Source organism: Rhodanobacter sp. A1T4 (assembly GCF_014207185.1).
Classification (GTDB): Bacteria; Pseudomonadota; Gammaproteobacteria; order Xanthomonadales; family Rhodanobacteraceae; genus Rhodanobacter.
Genome location: NZ_JACHCP010000004.1, coordinates 317,409 through 333,059, shown reverse-complemented (window position 1 = coordinate 333,059; position 15,651 = coordinate 317,409). Strand labels below are relative to the sequence as shown.

The window sequence follows — 15,651 nt, the reverse complement described above, 5'->3', positions numbered from 1 at the left end:
GTCAGGATGGTGCAGCCCGAAACCGGCATCATGCATCACGCATTACGATCACATGATCACGGATCAGAGCCGGGTGGCGCCGGCAACGGCAGGCTGATGCGGATGGTGGTACCGATGCCGTCACCTGGCAAGGCCTCGACGCTGCCGCCGTGCGCGCCGATCATGCCACGGCAGATGGCCAGGCCGAGGCCGGTGCCTTGCGGCGCGCGGTCCCCGCGCGAGACGGAATAGAACATGTCGAAGATTTGCGCACGCTCGGCTTCGGGAATGCCGGGGCCGCGATCGCTGACGTCGATCAGCAGACGCTCCTCCTTGCTCTGTACCGTAACGCGCACGGCTTCGTCGGCCGGTGAGAAGCGCGCGGCGTTTTCCAGAATGTTGAATAGCGCCTGCTCGATCAGCGCCGGATGCACGTAGAGGAGAATCGGCTCTTGTGGCGCCACCGTCTCCACGCGGAGATCGGGAAACAATTTACGCAGTCGCGTGACAGCGGCCGCGATGATCTCGCTGCTATCGGTCCAGTCGCGGCTGAGCTTGAGCGTACCGTGGCCAAGCCGGGTCATGTCGAGCAGATTCTGGATATAGCGATCCAGCCGCTGGCCTTCGCCGAGAATCGATTGCAGCAGCTCGGTCCGCTCAGCCTGTGGCAGTTTGGCTTCGTAGCTGATCAGCGTGCCGGCGGCCCCTATCATCGAAGCCAGCGGCGAACGCAGATCGTGCGAGACGGAAGACAGCAATGCGTTGCGCAGGCGCTCGGTTTCGCCCTGCACACGCGCGCCCTCCAGTTCGTCGGACAAACGCGCGCGTTCCAGCGCCTGACCGATATCCTGCGCCATCGCCAGCGCCAGGCTACGCCGGTCGGCATCGGGCTCGCCCTCTGCCGGATCAAAACGCAATCCAATGGCGCCCAGCGGACGGGTATCGCTGCCCAGCGGAAGGATCCAGCATGGCGCAGCGTTCAAAGTGTCAGTGAAACGACCGGCCTGCTCTCCGTGGCGATCGCTCCAGTCGGCGGCGGCCAAGTCCTGCGCAGTAAATACGCGATCAGTCGGCTCACTGGCGACCACTTGAAGCACCTGATCGGCGTCACGCGCCAACATCGACGCGTCGCAGTGCAACGCGCGCGCTAGCGCCCTGCTACCGGCAGCACGAATGCCGTCGGCGTCGGTGCTGGTACTCAGCTGCTGACCCAGCGTCAGCAGCGCGCGGGTCTGCGCGTGTGACGCCCGCAGCGATTCCACCTGACTCGCGAGCCGCGTAGCCAGTCGGCTACAGACCAGGGCCGCAACCAGGAACAGCGTAACTGCCAGCACGTCGTCAAAATTGGCAATTTCCAGCGTGTAACGCGGTGGCGCAAAGAAAAAGTTGTAGCCGATAAAACATAAAATGGCCGTATAGACGGCTACGGTCATGCGCGTTCGAACGGCCACTACCAGCACGGCGGTGAGGAAGATCAACGACAGATTGGCGACGGAGAGATAACGGTCGGCAATGAAGGCCAACCCGAAAGCCACCAACGTGGCCAGCGTGGCGTAGACGTATTCGCTGCGGCTGCCGCGATCACGTGGCAATCTCAGCCGTCGGCGCGCCTTGGCCCGTTCGGCCGGCGTGGCGATGATGGTCAACTCCATGTGGGCGCCGCGACGCAGCAGCATCTGCGTCAGCGAGCGACCCAGCATACGCGCGATCAGCCGTTCGCGCGTGCGGCCCAGGATGATCTGGCCAACGCCTTCGCGATCGGCGTGCGCCAGCAATTCGTCGGCGATCGAGTGGCCGCGCAGAATGATGGTTTCACCGCCGAGCCGGCGTGCCAGCCGCATGGCCGCATCGCGCTGCTCACGACGCACCGGATCGAGCCGGGCGCCCGTGTCGACATACGCAACGCTCCACGGCGCACCACGACGCTCGGCAATGCGCCGCGCCACGCGCACCAGATAATCACTTTGCGCGTGACCATCGATCGCGGCCAGCACGCGCCGACGTACCGTCATGGCGCTGCCGCGCGCCAACATGTGTTCGCGCAGATCGCTGTCGACGTGATCGGCGATGGTGCCTACCGCCAGCTCGCGCAACGCGGCCAAGTTGGTCGGCGAAAAGAACGCGTTCAACGCAGCGGCCGCGGTTTCCGGCACGTAGACCTTGCCCTGCTTCAACCGTGCGATCAGCTCGCGCGGCGGCAGATCGATCAGCACGATGTCGCGTGCGTGATCGAGAAACGCATCGGGCACGGTCTCGCGCACGGTGATGCCGGTGATGCGTTGCACCTGGTCGTTGAGGCTTTCCAGATGCTGCACGTTGAGCGCGGTGTAGACCTCGATGCCGGCATCCAGCAATTCGGCGATATCCTGCCAACGCCGCTCGTGGCGGCCGCCCGGCAGATTGCGATGGGCCAACTCATCGACCAGCAGCACGGTTGGCTTGCGCGCGAGCGCAGCGTCGAGATCGAATTCGCTGAACTCGCGATCGCCGCCGTTGAACGACTCGTAGCGTACCGGCCGACGCGGCAGCACTTCCATGCCTTCCAACAACGCGGCGGTTTCAGCACGGCCGTGCGTTTCAACCAGACCGACCACGACGTCAACACCTTGCCGCTTCAGCTCGCGCGCGGCGGAAAGCATCGCGTAGGTTTTACCCACGCCTGGTGCGGCACCGAGAAAAATCTTCAGCCGGCGGTTGTGCTCTTCATGCGCGGTGTTGAGCAGCGCATCGGCACGGGCTTCACGGGAAGATTCGGTCATGCGGCGCAACTCCGGTCAAGGGCGTCCCGTAAAACATCCAGGTGTCCGCACAGCCAGGCAGTGGTCTGCGCTATCAAGCATGCCAGTGCGTGCGTCATAAAACGAGGGCTATAGAACTCGTGACCACAACACAAAACGGCAGAGCGGAAGCCGAGAATCCGGCTTCCGCTCTGCAACCTCCCCAAGTGCTTGCCACACTAATCCCATCGCCCAATAGCATCAGCTTCCGTGTTGCGGCGCATCCAGTGCCAAGTTGAGTTTGAGCACGTTGACGCGGGGTTCGCCGAGGATGCCCAGCGTGCGGCCGCTGGTGTATTCACTAACCAGAGCCTGCACCTGCGACGCACTCAGCTTGCGTGCCTGCGCCACGCGCGCCACCTGATACTGTGCCGCCGCTGGTGAGATTTCCGGATCCAGACCGCTGGCCGAAGCCGTGACCAGATCGACCGGCACCGGCGCGTTGTTCGTCGGATCGACCGCGTGCAGCGCATCGATACGCTGCTTGACCGCATCGACCAGCGCCGGATTGGTCGGACCGGTGTTGGAACCGGATGACGATGCCGCATTGTTCGGATTCGGCGTCGTGGCCGACGGACGACCCCAGAAGTACCTAGCATCGGTGAACGACTGACCGATCAGCGTGGAACCGATCGGCTTGCCGTCCTTGACGATCAGACTGCCGTTGGCCTGCCCAGGAAAAATCACCTGAGCCAGCCCGGTAGCGACCAGTGGATACGCGACACCGGTGATGACCGTCATCAACAGCAGCATCATGATGGATTGACGCAGTAATTTGCCCATGATGTTTCTCAGTAGTGGAGGATGGCGTCGAGCAACGCCACGGTCTGGCTGCTCTTTTTGCCTTCGTCATAGGCCGGAAGATCGTAGGAGTGCTCGTAGCGAAGCTCCGGGCGGATCTCCAGGTCCTGTGACACCCAATGGGTAATGCCCACCGTGTGGCTGGTATAGCGGGTGGCGAAACCGGTGCGCTGACCCTTCTGGTCGTTGTAGAACTCGTTGCGGAACGACAGCATGTTGCTGGGGCTCAGTTCAAAGTTCAGATAATTGACGATGCCGTATTCGGCTGCCTTGCCCGGCAGCGGCGACGATCCTGTGATTCCTGGCGTCTCGCCCGGACCAAAGCCGGGCACGTTGCGCCCGTACATGTAGTACGACTCGGTGAGCATGTGGAAATTCTGGCTGAAGCGATGACCCCAGGTCATCACGTACATCTGCACGTTGTTATAGTTGTAGTCGGACTCGTTGAAGTTGTTGACGCATGGATAAAGCATGTCGTCGTTGCTTTTGGAAACCCAGCGCACACAGGCCTGAAGCGACGGCCGCGCGGCGGAATTCCAGATCGCCGTGTCGTTGCTGCCGTTGATGCCAAGCTGCACCGTCCACTGGTTGTTGAGCTTGGTCGTCGTCATCACACCCATCTGGGTGTACGGATCGACGGTGTAGAGAATCGAGTGCGTGACGAGATAGTTCTGCGGCGAAAACTGCGCCTCGATGTCCGGCAGCGACAGCCAGCGACCGAAACGTATCTCCATGCCCTGTGCGACCGAAGGGATATACAGGTCGTAGTAGAAGAGCATCGGATCGTCGCCGTAGATCTTGCCGGACAGCGGCTCGTTGGCGCCGGCCGGATTGTTCAACAGCTGATTGCTGAAAACGCCCTTCATCGTGGTGAAGTGGTAGTCGTAGCCGTACAGGTTGGAGATGTCGAAGCCCCAGTCGACATGATCGGTCTGTACCGTGTCGGGCACACGCTCGATATTCAGCACCCACTGATTGAATTCCAGGCGGTTCGGCCGCGTGGCGTACGACAGCGGATAATTGCTCGTGTTGGAGGTACTGGCATTGGCCGACGGGTTGATCCAGCCAAATACCTCGATGCGGTTGTTTTTCATCCACTGGCCGACGGCGGTGCAGGACAGCGCTTTTTCCAACGGGTACTGCGAGTTCGTATCCGGCACACCGATCGGCGCGTCGACCCCACCCAGCTGCCATTCGGAGTTGGGGAAAGGCGGTGAGTCGAGCGGTGCCAGCATGGCGCGACGCGGCGTGGCGGGCGCATTCGGATCGGCCGGCTCCGCGTCCTCGCGATAGGCGGCCGCAAAACGGCTCAAAAAGCCGACCGAGCAATCGCTGCTGGATACCTTGGCCGTCGCCGGAGCGGACATAGCCGACTGCGAATCCGGAGTGAGCGCTGCGCCTGACGAGGCGTCGACCGTAGCCATCGCCTGACCAACTGGCATCATCGCAACGAGAATCGCACTGGAAATAAGTTTCTTGTACTGCATAAAAGTAAAAGCCCCTGCAACTGTGGCCCGTGCCGGACCAGACTGGTGGTGAAAGAAGTAGTGGAAGAAATATTTTTGTGATGTCAGATACCGGCGTAACCGCCGAGCTCGTATTCGTCGTTGACCGCGCTGAGCGGGTTGACGCTGACGACCGTGGGTTTGACCAGATCGACGCGTGTACCCGTGGGCAGCGCGATGACGACTTCGCAGTCCGAATCATTGGCCGACAGGCGCAGCTCCATATCGGGATGAGTGGCATCGGGTAGCGAGACGGAAAGCTTCAGGGTTTGCATATCACAGACTCCAGAGAAGTAGGCCTGCATGCCGGTCAACGTCGGCACGAAGGCAGAGACGTAATCAGGCCGATTTCAATCAGGCCATCCCGAACACAACGAGCAACATGTCGATGATCTTGATGCCGATGAAAGGCACCACGATGCCACCCAGGCCGTACACCAGCAGATTGCGACGCAGCAGCGCACCCGCTCCCAGCGCGCGGTACTTCACACCCTTCAGCGCCAGCGGAATCAAGAAGATGATGATCAGCGCATTGAAGATCACCGCCGACAGAATGGCGCTCTGCGGTGTGGCAAGGTGCATCACGTTGAGCGCATTCAGTGCTGGATAGGTGGTGGCAAACGCGGCCGGAATGATCGCGAAGTACTTGGCGATATCGTTGGAGATCGAGAACGTGGTCAGCGCGCCGCGGGTGATCAGCATCTGCTTGCCGATGGCCACCACCTCGATCAACTTGGTCGGGTTGGAATCCAGGTCGACCATGTTGCCGGCTTCCTTGGCCGCTTGCGTACCGGTATTCATCGCCACCGCCACATCGGCCTGCGCCAGCGCAGGGGCGTCGTTGGTACCGTCGCCACACATCGCGACCAGGCGGTTCTCCGCCTGCATGTCGCGAATCAGTTTCAGCTTCGCTTCCGGCGTGGCTTCGGCGAGGAAATCATCGACGCCGGCCTCGGCCGCAATGGCCGCCGCGGTGAGCGGGTTGTCACCGGTGATCATGATGGTCTTGATGCCCATCTTGCGCATCTCGGCAAAACGCTCCTTGATGCCGATCTTGACGATGTCCTTCAGCTCGATCACGCCGAGCGCACGTGCGCCTTCAGTGACGATCAGCGGCGTGGCGCCGCGACGGGCGATGTCTTCGGCCATGCGTTTGACCAACGGCGGCAGGTGGCTGCTCTGCGCTTCCAAATGCTTTTCCACGGCATCGAGTGCACCCTTGCGGATCTGCCGCGAACCGATGTCGACACCGCTCATGCGGGTTTGCGCAGTGAACGGCACAAACTGCGCTTCACCTTCGGCCAGCTCGGGCTCGCTCAGGCCATGCTTCTCTCTGGCCAGCACGATCACACTGCGGCCTTCCGGCGTTTCGTCGGCCAGCGAAGCCAGCTGCGCCGCCTCGGCAACGATGTGGTCGGCAATCCCTGGCGCCGGATGAAACTGCACGGCCTGACGGTTGCCCAGCGTGATGGTGCCGGTCTTGTCCAGCAGCAACACATCGACATCGCCGGCAGCTTCCACCGCACGGCCTGAGGTGGCGATCACGTTGGCGCGGATCATCCGATCCATGCCGGCGATGCCGATCGCCGACAGCAACGCGCCGATCGTGGTGGGAATCAGGCAGACCAACAGTGCAATCAGCACAGTCAGCGTGATCGGATGGCCGAGCCCGGCGGCTTTGACGCTGTAGAGCGAATACGGCAGCAGCGTGGCGCAGGCCAGTAAAAAGATCAGCGTGAACTTGGCCAACAAAATCGTCAGCGCGATTTCGTTCGGCGTCTTGCGGCGCTTGGAGCCCTCCACCATCGCGATCATGCGATCGAGAAAGCTTTCGCCCGGGTTGCTGGTGATACGCACCACCACCCAGTCGGACAGCACCTTGGTGCCGCCGGTGACCGCGCTGCGATCGCCGCCGGATTCGCGGATCACCGGCGCGGATTCGCCGGTGATCGCGCTCTCGTCGACGCTGGCCGCGCCAATGACCACTTCACCGTCGCCGGGAATCGCCTCGCCCGCTTCCACCAATACGTGATGGCCGGTACGCAGCTCGTTCGATGGTGTGAAGACGATCTCCGCATTACGATCGGCGCTGGCAAGCTTCTTGGCGATCACGTCCTTGCGTGAGCTGCGCAAGGCATCGGCCTGGGCCTTGCCGCGGCCTTCGGCCAGCGCTTCTGCAAAGTTGGCGAACAACAGGGTGAACCACAGCCACAGGCTGACCCAGAAAATGAAGGCCGTCGGCGCTTCACCGTGACCGGCCAGCGCCTGCACCCAGAGCAACGTGGTCAGCACGCTGCAGACGAATACCACGAACATCACCGGATTGCGGAACTGCAGCCGCGGCGACAGCTTGCGGAAGGAATCGCCGAGCGCTGCAACGACCAGCGTGCGGTTGAAATTGCCGACAGGTGGGTTGCCCATCGTTTCAGTGTGCGAAGTCATATTCAGTGTCCAGAATGAATCAATGTCAGGATTTAATGACGCATGCGTCAGTGGACAGACATCAGGTATTCGGCGATCGGCCCCAGGGCCAGGGCCGGCAGAAAGGTCAGTGCGCCGATCACGATCACCACGCAGGCCAGCAGCGTGACGAACAGCGGCGTATGCGTCGGCAGTGTGCCGGCCGAGTTCGGTACGTGACGCTTGGCTGCCAGCGCACCGCCCATCGCCAGCATCGCGATGATCAGAGGGAAGCGGGCGAGGAACATGCAGATACCCAGCAGCACATTCCAGAACGGCGTGTTGACGGTGAGGCCACCGAAAGCGCTGCCGTTGTTGTTGGACGCCGAACTCAGCGCGTAGAGCATTTCGCTGAAGCCGTGCGCGCCCGGATTGGCCACACCAGCAAACCCGGCCGGCACCGTCACCGCAATCGCCGTACCGATTACCACCAAGGCACACGGCAGCAGCACCGCGAGGCTGGCCATCTTCATTTCATAGGCTTCGATCTTCTTGCCGAGATACTCCGGCGTGCGACCTACCATCAATCCGGCAATGAATACCGCCACCACCGCGAAAGCCAGCATGCCGTAGAGGCCGCAACCGACGCCGCCAAAGATCACTTCGCCCAGCTGCATCAGCCACATCGGGATCAGGCCGCCGAGCGGAGTGAACGAGTCATGCATTGCATTGACCGAGCCGTTCGACGCTGCCGTGGTTGCCGTCGCCCACAGCGTGGAGTTGACGATGCCGAAACGCGTCTCCTTGCCTTCCATATTGCCGCCGGCCTGCAGCGCGGACGCGGTCTGGTCGACATGCAGCACGTTGAACGCGGGGTTGCCCGCTTGCTCGGCCGAGGTACAGGCGATCAATAGCGGCACGAAGATCACCAACATCACCGCCAGCAGCGCCCAGCCCTGCCGCTTGTCTTTCACCAGCTCACCAAACGTGTAGCAGAGCGCCGCGGGAATCAGCAAAATTGACAGCAGCTCCAGGAAATTGCTGAACGGGGTGGGGTTCTCGTAGGGGTGCGCCGAGTTGACGTTGAAAAAACCGCCACCGTTGGTACCCAGCTGCTTGATCGCGATCTGCGAAGCCGCCGGCCCCATCGGCAGGGTCTGCGTGGAAACGTCGGTCGGCTTCATCACCGGATTGCCGGCCTTGTCCTTGACCGCGGCACCCGAGGCGTCCAGCACCGGCTCGCTTACCGTCGTGGTTTGCACGACCGGCACATCCACATACGACTTGAAGTTCTGCACCACCCCCTGCGATACCAGCAGCATGGTCAGCAGCAGCGACAGCGGCATCAGCACGTACAGCGTGCTGCGCGTCATGTCGACCCAGAAATTGCCCAGGCCCTGCGCACTGCGACGACTGAAGCCACGAATGATCGCAATGAGTACCGCGATACCAGTCGCGGCCGACAGAAAGTTCTGCACTGCCAGACCCAGCATCTGGGTGAGGTAGCTCATTGTCGACTCGCCGCCGTAGCCCTGCCAGTTGGTATTGCTGGCAAAACTGATCGCAGTGTTGAGCGCGGAATCTGGCGTTACCGCCGGAAAGTGCTGCGGGTTGAGCGGCAGCCATTGCTGCAGACGCTGCAGTGCGTAAACCACCAGCAGGCCAAGGATGTTGAAGATCAGCAGCGCCAGCGCATAGCGCTTCCAGCCCATGTCCTCGTCCTGGCGGATGCCGCACAGTCGATAGATCAAGCGCTCAACACCGCCACCAAAGCGCGTGACGCGATTAGGCGTATCGGAGAACACGTTGGCCATGTATCCGCCGAGCGGCTTGACCAGCAGCAACAGGATGACCAGGAAAAATCCGATCTGGACAAAGTCATTCGTGGTCATTCGAACCACTCCGGCTTGAGAAGTGCCACGCAGAGGTAGCCGGTCAGCGCCACAGCGATCAGCCCGGCGAGGACATAAAGGACATTCATGAGATAAGACTCAATAACGTTGCTGGAGAAAGCCGCCTCGGATGCGGCGAAACGGCGGATTCAGTCCGGAGTTGACCGGCGATCAAGCTATTTGCGCGGGCTGAGGCGATCGCAGATCAGCAGGAGACCCAGCGTGGCCGCGCAAAGCACAATCAAAAGCAGGAGATAGACGAAATCCATCGGCGCAGACTCGGTAAAGTAAGGTGCGCACTGTAGGAATTGCCGCATAACAAAGGGGTAGCGATTCGGCTCCCACGCGTAAACAACGCGTAAATTTCTTCGCAAGACCCTGCGGCACGGGGCACGACATATACTCGCGACCTCATGTCACGGCGTAAATGAGCTCTCGCCCCTATAATCGCCGATCACGCCGATTTGAAGCCTTCATGAACTCGATGCCAGCCCACGCCAGCCGCCCCGCCGATTTCACCCAGGTGCGCGATCTGGCAGCCTCAGATATGCAGCGCGTCGACGCGTTGATCCGCCAGCGGCTGTCGTCCGATGTGGTGCTGATCAACCAGATCGCCGATCACATCATCGCCAGCGGCGGCAAACGGCTGCGACCGATGCTGCACGTACTGGCCGCCGGTGCAGCCGGCTACCGCGGCGACCAACATACCAAGCTGGCGGCCATCATCGAGTTCATCCACACCTCGACCCTGCTGCACGACGATGTGGTCGACGAATCCGACCTTCGTCGCGGTCGCAAGACGGCCAACGCGCTGTGGGGCAATGCGGCCAGCGTGCTGGTCGGCGACTTTCTCTATTCGCGCTCGTTCCAGTTGATGGTGGAACTGGACGACATGCGCATCATGCGCATCCTTGCCGACACCACCAACACCATCGCCGAGGGTGAGGTGCTGCAACTGCTGAACATCGGCAATGCAGATGTCAGCGAAGCGTCTTACCTGACTGTGATCGAGCGCAAAACCGCCGTACTGTTTGCCGCCGCTACGGAATTGGGCGGCATTCTCGGCGGCCTGCCGGAAAGCCAGATCGCGGCCTTGCGCGAGTACGGCATGCAGCTGGGCTATGCGTTCCAGATTGCCGATGACCTGCTGGACTATGTGTCAGACGCCGACACACTGGGCAAGAACATCGGCGATGATCTGGCCGAAGGCAAGCCGACACTACCGGTGATCTACGCGCTCGAAAAATCGAGTCCGGAACAGGCGCAATCACTGCGTCACGCCATCGAACACGGCGGCCTGGATTCACTGGATCGCATCATTGCGGCAATACGCGACTCTGGCGCGCTTGAGCGCACGCATCAGCGAGCGGTGTTTCATTCAGATGCCGCCTGCGCCGCGCTGGACGCGCTACCGGATTCAATCCATCGCGACGCATTGCTGACGCTGGCTGCGTATGCGGTCGAACGGACACACTAAAGCGGGGAACTGGGCGCATCCAGCTTAGCCGCTGCTCTTTGCCGCTGTCTTTGTCCGCGTGCCCTGCTCTTTCTCTTCCGGTCAGCCCTGATCCAGCAGCACGTACTTACGGCAATGCTCCAGGTAACCGCGCTCGTGCTCGGCGACCAAGTCTACCACGCTCGACCATAGCCACGACGGCGCATCAAGCGTCTTCGAGCGGTTGCGCTGCAGCTCCTTGCGCCACGCGCCTCGTGTCTTTGCATCCATCTGCCGACAGTGCGCGTGGCCAACGACGCTGGCCAGGAATCGCGCGACCTTGATCGCCTCCTCTCGATCCAGCTGCTTGATCTCCAACTTCAGATCCTGCGGCAGCAGTTCGCGAATGATGACCGGCTTGTCGAGCAGCGTCGCGCTGCGCATGCGGTCGCCCAGGGCCGGCGAAAGATGCCGTGCACCCTCCACCACCCGTCGCGCCTGATCACGCGGCATCACCGCACCGTTCGCATGCGGTGCGGCAGCCTTGCTCGCTTCCTTGATGTCGATCAGGCAAAGATCCTCGCCATTGACGTTGCCGCCATCGACATCCAGCAGCACGGCATAGCGCAGCCGGCCCAGCGAACTGCAACCCTTACGCCAGTAAGCCGCGTCGACGACCTTGATACGCTGCGTATCGGCGCGACTGTTGATCTGCGTGACCAGCTCGGCCAGCGCAGGCGCGCTGAACAGCGATTCGATCGCCTTGCGCTCTTCTCGCGCCAGCGGCCAGAAGCGCTTGCCCAGCGGAATGACCGGATCGGTATCGACGATGCGCTCCCGCGCCAGCTGTTTCCAGGTGCGCTTCATCGCCTTCTTCATCACCAGCTTTACCGCCTTCGGTTTTTCCGGATGCGGCTCGTCGTTCTCGGGGAAGGCGGATTCGTAACCTTCCATCAGCGTCTCGATCATCCGCACCGTGGTGATGCCCGGCAGATCCGAGCCACGGGCGGCGGTGGCCAGCGACAGGCCGAGGCGGATCAGATCATGCGCAGGATTGCCGATCACGGTCTGATCCAGATCGCGGATCTGCACCTGCACGTGGCCTTCCGTATCAGCGATAGGGCCGAGATTGCCAAGATGGCAGTCGCCGCAGATCCAGATGGCCGGACCCTTCGGAATCGACCAGCTATGGTTCGCTTCCAGCCATTCGTAGAATCGCACGGTGGCACCGCGCACATACGCGTGGGCAGACGCTGCCATCTTGGCGTTCTGTAGCGCGCGTAGCACCGCTGCGCGATCTTGCACCCGTACCACGCCTTTGCTGGCTTTCATCAATGATTCCGAAAAATCGACGCATTGGCCGATGGGATGAGCGGGACGCGTTCACACGCCGAGAAAAGCATGATCCGAACAGGACATGACCCGATCAGAGCGCTGCGATCAGGGCTTGTTCGCAAAAGACTCGTGCAGCCAATCGTGCATCAGGCGATAGCTGCGTTGGGCCACTTTTTCGTCGTAGCGACAGCCGGGTGAGTTCTCGCCTTTTTCAGTGAAGCAATGCACGGCGTGACCGATCACCACGAACTGCCAGTCCGCCGGGCTGCCGCGCATCTCATCCATGAACTTATCGGCATCCGGCATCGTGCTTTTGTCGTCTGCGCCGTTCATCGCCAGCACGCGTGCCTTGATGTTTTTGCCCAGCGCAGGGTTGTCGGTCGCAAGACCACCATGGAATGACACCACCGCTTTGACATCAGCGCCGCTGCGCGCCAGATCGAGCACCGCCGAGCCACCGAAACAGAAACCGATAGCAGCCAGATTGTCGAGATCGATCGGCGCACTGCCCGCCTGCGCCTTCAGTTGCGACAGGGCTTCGTTGATGCGCTTGCGCATCAACGTACGGTCGCCATAGAGCGGTTTCACGGCGGCCATGGCCTGATCGGCATTACCCTGCGTTGGGCGAACATTGGCGCCGTACATGTCGGTCAGCAGAATCACGTAATCCTTGCCGGCAATCATCTCAGCCTTCTGCACCGCCATATCGTTTATGCCGTACCAGTTCGGCACCATCACCAGCCCAGGACGCTTGGTTTTGACCGCATCGTCATACACCAGCACGCTGTGGAAGCGGGTGCCGTCCTGCGTCCACTCCACCGGTTTGTTGACCATCCTGGCCTGCGTCGCCATGGCGACGGTACAAAGAACAAGCGCACAGCAAAGTCGGACGAATCGCATGGCAGAATCCTCGTGCGTTGGTTGAAGAAACTGAAAAAAACGAACGGGTGAGACGCGCCGATCAAATACCTGCCGCGTGATCAGCAATACGCCGCTTGAGCGGAGACAGACGATCCAGCAGTCGTACGCCTATAGCGCGTGCAGCCACCAGTGGCGAAGACTCCCAAGCGTAGATACGCGCCAACGCGTCAAAGCCGAATGCATCCAGCGTATCGGCGCTGCGCCGACGACGTGCGTAACGACGCAGCACATGTTCGGCACCAATATCACGGCCAGCCGTGCGCGCGGCGACCAGCGTATCGCGCAGCTCGGCGACATCGCGCAGACCGAGGTTGACGCCCTGTCCTGCCAGCGGATGCACGGCGTGCGCAGCGTCACCCAACAGCACAAAACGGTCGGCTTGATAACGGTCGGCCAGTTGCAGCTTCAGCGGAAACGCCGCCCGCGGCGTGGTTGCGGCGATCCGTCCCAGGCGGAAGTCGCTGGCCATGCCCAGTTCGTCCATGAAGGCATGATCGTCCAGCGCCAGCACACGTTGTGCTTCGTTTTCGGGCAATGACCAGACCAGCGAGCTGCGCCCGTCGGCCAGCGGCAGCAAAGCCAGCGGGCCGGTAGTGAGAAAACGCTGCCATGCCGTGCCTTGATGCGGCCGTTCGGTCTGCAGATGCGCGACGACGGCGCTCTGAGCGTAGTCGTGACCGCGCGTGGCAATACCGGCCAGCGTTCGCAGTGGTGAGGCCGCACCATCGGCGGCCACCAGCAAACCCGCGGTCAGCGATTGGCCGTCGCCGAGTTCAAGCTGGATGCGATCCTCGCGCGCTTCGAACGCCCGCACGTGCGCGGGACACAAGCGTTGTACACCGCACATGGATGTGCCAGTGCCGCGAGCACAGGATGTGCTGGAGCGGCCACCAGCAGCCTCAAGCGCCTGCCACAACGTCCACTGCACCAGATTATTTTCGACGATATAGCCCAGTTGCTGGCGACCTTCGCTGGCCGAATCGAAGGAGATCGACGCACCGCTTTCGGCATCCCATACGTGCATGCGCGCATAGGGGCTGGAGCGTGCTTCTCGGATGGACGTCCAGACGTCCAGATCATCCAACAACTTTATTGAGGACGGCGCGAGACCGACAACTCGCAGATCGACTTCGTCCTGCACTTGCCACGGCTGCGGAGCACGGGCCTCTACCAAGGCTGTAGCAAAACCGGCGCGGGCCAGCGCCAGCGCAGCGGCTGCGCCGACCATGCCGCCGCCAACCACCGCCACGTCGAGTGCCGGCGGACGACGGCGCGACGGAATATCCTGTGCGGATGAACTCATGGCAGTGGTTCCAGCACGGCGAGCGGCGGTTCGCCGCGAAAGCCCATGCCTCGTCTGGCCATCGCATTGCACAGCGGCGGCACACGGTCAAAAGCCAGCAGGGCCAGCGAACGCAATGGCGCCAGCAGCGGCTGCGGCAGGCAGGCCAGACGCACCAGGCCATGGCTCATGGCGATGGTGCCCTCGCGATCTGGCGCGCGACGCGACGCGTAATTGGCCAGCACATCGGCCACGCCCGGATCGGCCATGCCCGAATGGGAAGACGCCGCCACCAGCTCGGCCAGCGTCAGTGCATCGCGCAACCCAAGATTGAATCCCTGCGCACCGATCGGATGCACCGTCTGCGCTGCATTGCCCACCAGCACAGCACGTGGCGCGGTCAAGGATTTCGCGGTAACGGCGCGAATCGCATACGGATAGCGTTTGCCAGGCCGGCTGAATCGACCCAGTCGCCAGCCAAAGCGTCGCTGGGCGAATTCGACAAAGCCGGCATCGTCGAGCGCGGTGATGGCATCGGCCTCCTCGGCGGGTACTGTAAGAACCAGCCCGCAGCGGCGCTCGGTTAGCGGCAGTAGCGCCACCGGGCCATCGTCGGCAAATCGCTCGTAGGCGCGGTTACGATGCTCACGCTCCGGCGTAATGGTGCAGACAAATAGCGTCTGCTCGTAATCGTGCTGCTCGGCCTCGATGCCAAGCTGGCTACGCACGAAGGAATCCGTGCCGTCGGCGCCGACGAGCAGTGACGTACCGATACTTCGCGTGCCTTCGGGCGTCTTGATTTCTGCACGCCAGCCATCGGCCTGCGGCTCAAGCGCGACCAGGCTGGCCGGTGCGAGCCGGGTCAATCGGGTACATTCGCCCAGCCGACGCAGCAGCGCGCTGCCGAGCTCACGGGCCGGCAGAGTCCAGCCCAGTGCGTCAACACCGTGGCGGTCCGCGTCGATGCGCGCGCTACCGAATTCGCCGGTTCGGCTGACGTGGATATGTTTGATCGGAGTGGCGTGGGTCGAAGCATGCTTCCACACGCCGATCGCATCGAGGCCATTGACCGTGGCCCGCGCCAGGGCGAGGTTGCGTTCGTCATAGCTGGGCTGCTCGTCGGTGCGAGGCGCGGCGGCCTCAACCAGGGTGGCGGCAATGCCCGCCGCGTCCAGTGCAATCGCCAGGCTGGCGCCAACCAGGCCACCGCCGACGATCAGCACACTGTTTCGGCCTGAAGAAGAGGAAGGCGCAGGTAGATTCATGCTGCGATGATACCCGCTGAAATGAAACACGCCGTATTTGATACCGGCCGTATGACTGC

General features: G+C 62.0%; 12 protein-coding genes. 1 reads left to right on the top strand and 11 read right to left on the bottom strand.

Annotated features, from left to right (window positions below):
* Positions 1 to 56: 56 nt before the first annotated feature.
* From HDE80_RS10155 to kdpF, 7 genes are all read right to left on the bottom strand, one after another.
* Positions 57 to 2,738, bottom strand: coding sequence for a sensor histidine kinase KdpD (locus tag HDE80_RS10155; protein WP_184670491.1), 2,682 nt, complete (start codon positions 2,736 to 2,738; stop codon positions 57 to 59).
* Between the two features lie 219 nt (positions 2,739 to 2,957).
* Positions 2,958 to 3,539, bottom strand: a complete 582-nt coding sequence (gene kdpC, locus HDE80_RS10150) for a potassium-transporting ATPase subunit KdpC (protein ID WP_221437507.1) — start codon at positions 3,537 to 3,539, stop codon at positions 2,958 to 2,960.
* Between the two features lie 8 nt (positions 3,540 to 3,547).
* Positions 3,548 to 5,044, bottom strand: a complete 1,497-nt coding sequence (locus tag HDE80_RS10145; RefSeq protein WP_184670489.1) for an outer membrane beta-barrel protein — start codon at positions 5,042 to 5,044, stop codon at positions 3,548 to 3,550.
* An 83-nt stretch (positions 5,045 to 5,127) separates the two neighbouring features.
* A complete protein-coding gene (locus HDE80_RS10140) occupies positions 5,128 to 5,337 on the bottom strand; it encodes a hypothetical protein (protein ID WP_184600657.1) in 210 nt (69 codons plus the stop codon).
* Positions 5,338 to 5,416: 79 nt separating this feature from the next.
* Entirely contained in the window at positions 5,417 to 7,504 is a 2,088-nt protein-coding gene (kdpB, locus tag HDE80_RS10135; protein WP_184670487.1) for a potassium-transporting ATPase subunit KdpB, read from the bottom strand.
* A gap of 47 nt (positions 7,505 to 7,551) precedes the next feature.
* Positions 7,552 to 9,354: a potassium-transporting ATPase subunit KdpA gene (kdpA, locus tag HDE80_RS10130; protein WP_184670485.1), complete on the bottom strand. Its 1,803-nt coding sequence runs from the start codon at positions 9,352 to 9,354 to the stop codon at positions 7,552 to 7,554.
* Positions 9,351 to 9,443: a K(+)-transporting ATPase subunit F gene (kdpF, locus tag HDE80_RS10125; protein WP_179477788.1), complete on the bottom strand. Its 93-nt coding sequence runs from the start codon at positions 9,441 to 9,443 to the stop codon at positions 9,351 to 9,353. The genes kdpA and kdpF overlap by 4 nt, the downstream gene beginning before the upstream one ends.
* 386 nt (positions 9,444 to 9,829) lie before the next feature.
* On the opposite strand from kdpF, the gene HDE80_RS10120 reads away from it, so the two are divergent.
* The gene (locus tag HDE80_RS10120; RefSeq protein ID WP_184670483.1) at positions 9,830 to 10,831 is read left to right on the top strand and encodes a polyprenyl synthetase family protein; all 1,002 of its coding nucleotides are present in this window, start codon (positions 9,830 to 9,832) and stop codon (positions 10,829 to 10,831) included.
* A gap of 81 nt (positions 10,832 to 10,912) precedes the next feature.
* Here HDE80_RS10120 and HDE80_RS10115 read toward each other — a convergent pair whose 3' ends face one another.
* The 4 genes from HDE80_RS10115 to ubiH form a co-directional block, all read right to left on the bottom strand.
* The gene (locus HDE80_RS10115; protein ID WP_184670481.1) at positions 10,913 to 12,121 is read right to left on the bottom strand and encodes a DUF2252 family protein; all 1,209 of its coding nucleotides are present in this window, start codon (positions 12,119 to 12,121) and stop codon (positions 10,913 to 10,915) included.
* Between the two features lie 108 nt (positions 12,122 to 12,229).
* On the bottom strand, positions 12,230 to 13,024 hold the full coding sequence (locus HDE80_RS10110) for a dienelactone hydrolase family protein (RefSeq protein ID WP_184670480.1): 795 nt from the start codon (positions 13,022 to 13,024) through the stop codon (positions 12,230 to 12,232).
* Positions 13,025 to 13,085: 61 nt separating this feature from the next.
* A complete protein-coding gene (locus HDE80_RS10105; protein WP_184670478.1) occupies positions 13,086 to 14,348 on the bottom strand; it encodes a UbiH/UbiF/VisC/COQ6 family ubiquinone biosynthesis hydroxylase in 1,263 nt (420 codons plus the stop codon).
* A complete protein-coding gene (ubiH, locus tag HDE80_RS10100; RefSeq protein ID WP_184670476.1) occupies positions 14,345 to 15,592 on the bottom strand; it encodes a 2-octaprenyl-6-methoxyphenyl hydroxylase in 1,248 nt (415 codons plus the stop codon). Before ubiH ends, HDE80_RS10105 begins: the two co-directional genes overlap by 4 nt.
* Positions 15,593 to 15,651: the final 59 nt, after the last annotated feature.

Bases quoted from the DNA above. Each gene is read 5' to 3' on its own strand.
- HDE80_RS10105 (WP_184670478.1), bottom strand. From the start codon at position 14,348: ATGAGTTCATCCGCACAGGATATTCCGTCGCGCCGTCGTCCGCCGGCA.
- kdpF (WP_179477788.1), bottom strand. From the start codon at position 9,443: ATGAATGTCCTTTATGTCCTCGCCGGGCTGATCGCTGTGGCGCTGACC.
- kdpB (WP_184670487.1), bottom strand. From the start codon at position 7,504: ATGACTTCGCACACTGAAACGATGGGCAACCCACCTGTCGGCAATTTC.
- HDE80_RS10110 (WP_184670480.1), bottom strand. From the start codon at position 13,024: ATGCGATTCGTCCGACTTTGCTGTGCGCTTGTTCTTTGTACCGTCGCC.
- ubiH (WP_184670476.1), bottom strand. From the start codon at position 15,592: ATGAATCTACCTGCGCCTTCCTCTTCTTCAGGCCGAAACAGTGTGCTG.
- kdpC (WP_221437507.1), bottom strand. From the start codon at position 3,539: ATGGGCAAATTACTGCGTCAATCCATCATGATGCTGCTGTTGATGACG.
- HDE80_RS10155 (WP_184670491.1), bottom strand. From the start codon at position 2,738: ATGACCGAATCTTCCCGTGAAGCCCGTGCCGATGCGCTGCTCAACACC.
- HDE80_RS10120 (WP_184670483.1), top strand. From the start codon at position 9,830: ATGAACTCGATGCCAGCCCACGCCAGCCGCCCCGCCGATTTCACCCAG.
- HDE80_RS10140 (WP_184600657.1), bottom strand. From the start codon at position 5,337: ATGCAAACCCTGAAGCTTTCCGTCTCGCTACCCGATGCCACTCATCCC.
- HDE80_RS10115 (WP_184670481.1), bottom strand. From the start codon at position 12,121: ATGAAAGCCAGCAAAGGCGTGGTACGGGTGCAAGATCGCGCAGCGGTG.
- HDE80_RS10145 (WP_184670489.1), bottom strand. From the start codon at position 5,044: ATGCAGTACAAGAAACTTATTTCCAGTGCGATTCTCGTTGCGATGATG.
- kdpA (WP_184670485.1), bottom strand. From the start codon at position 9,354: ATGACCACGAATGACTTTGTCCAGATCGGATTTTTCCTGGTCATCCTG.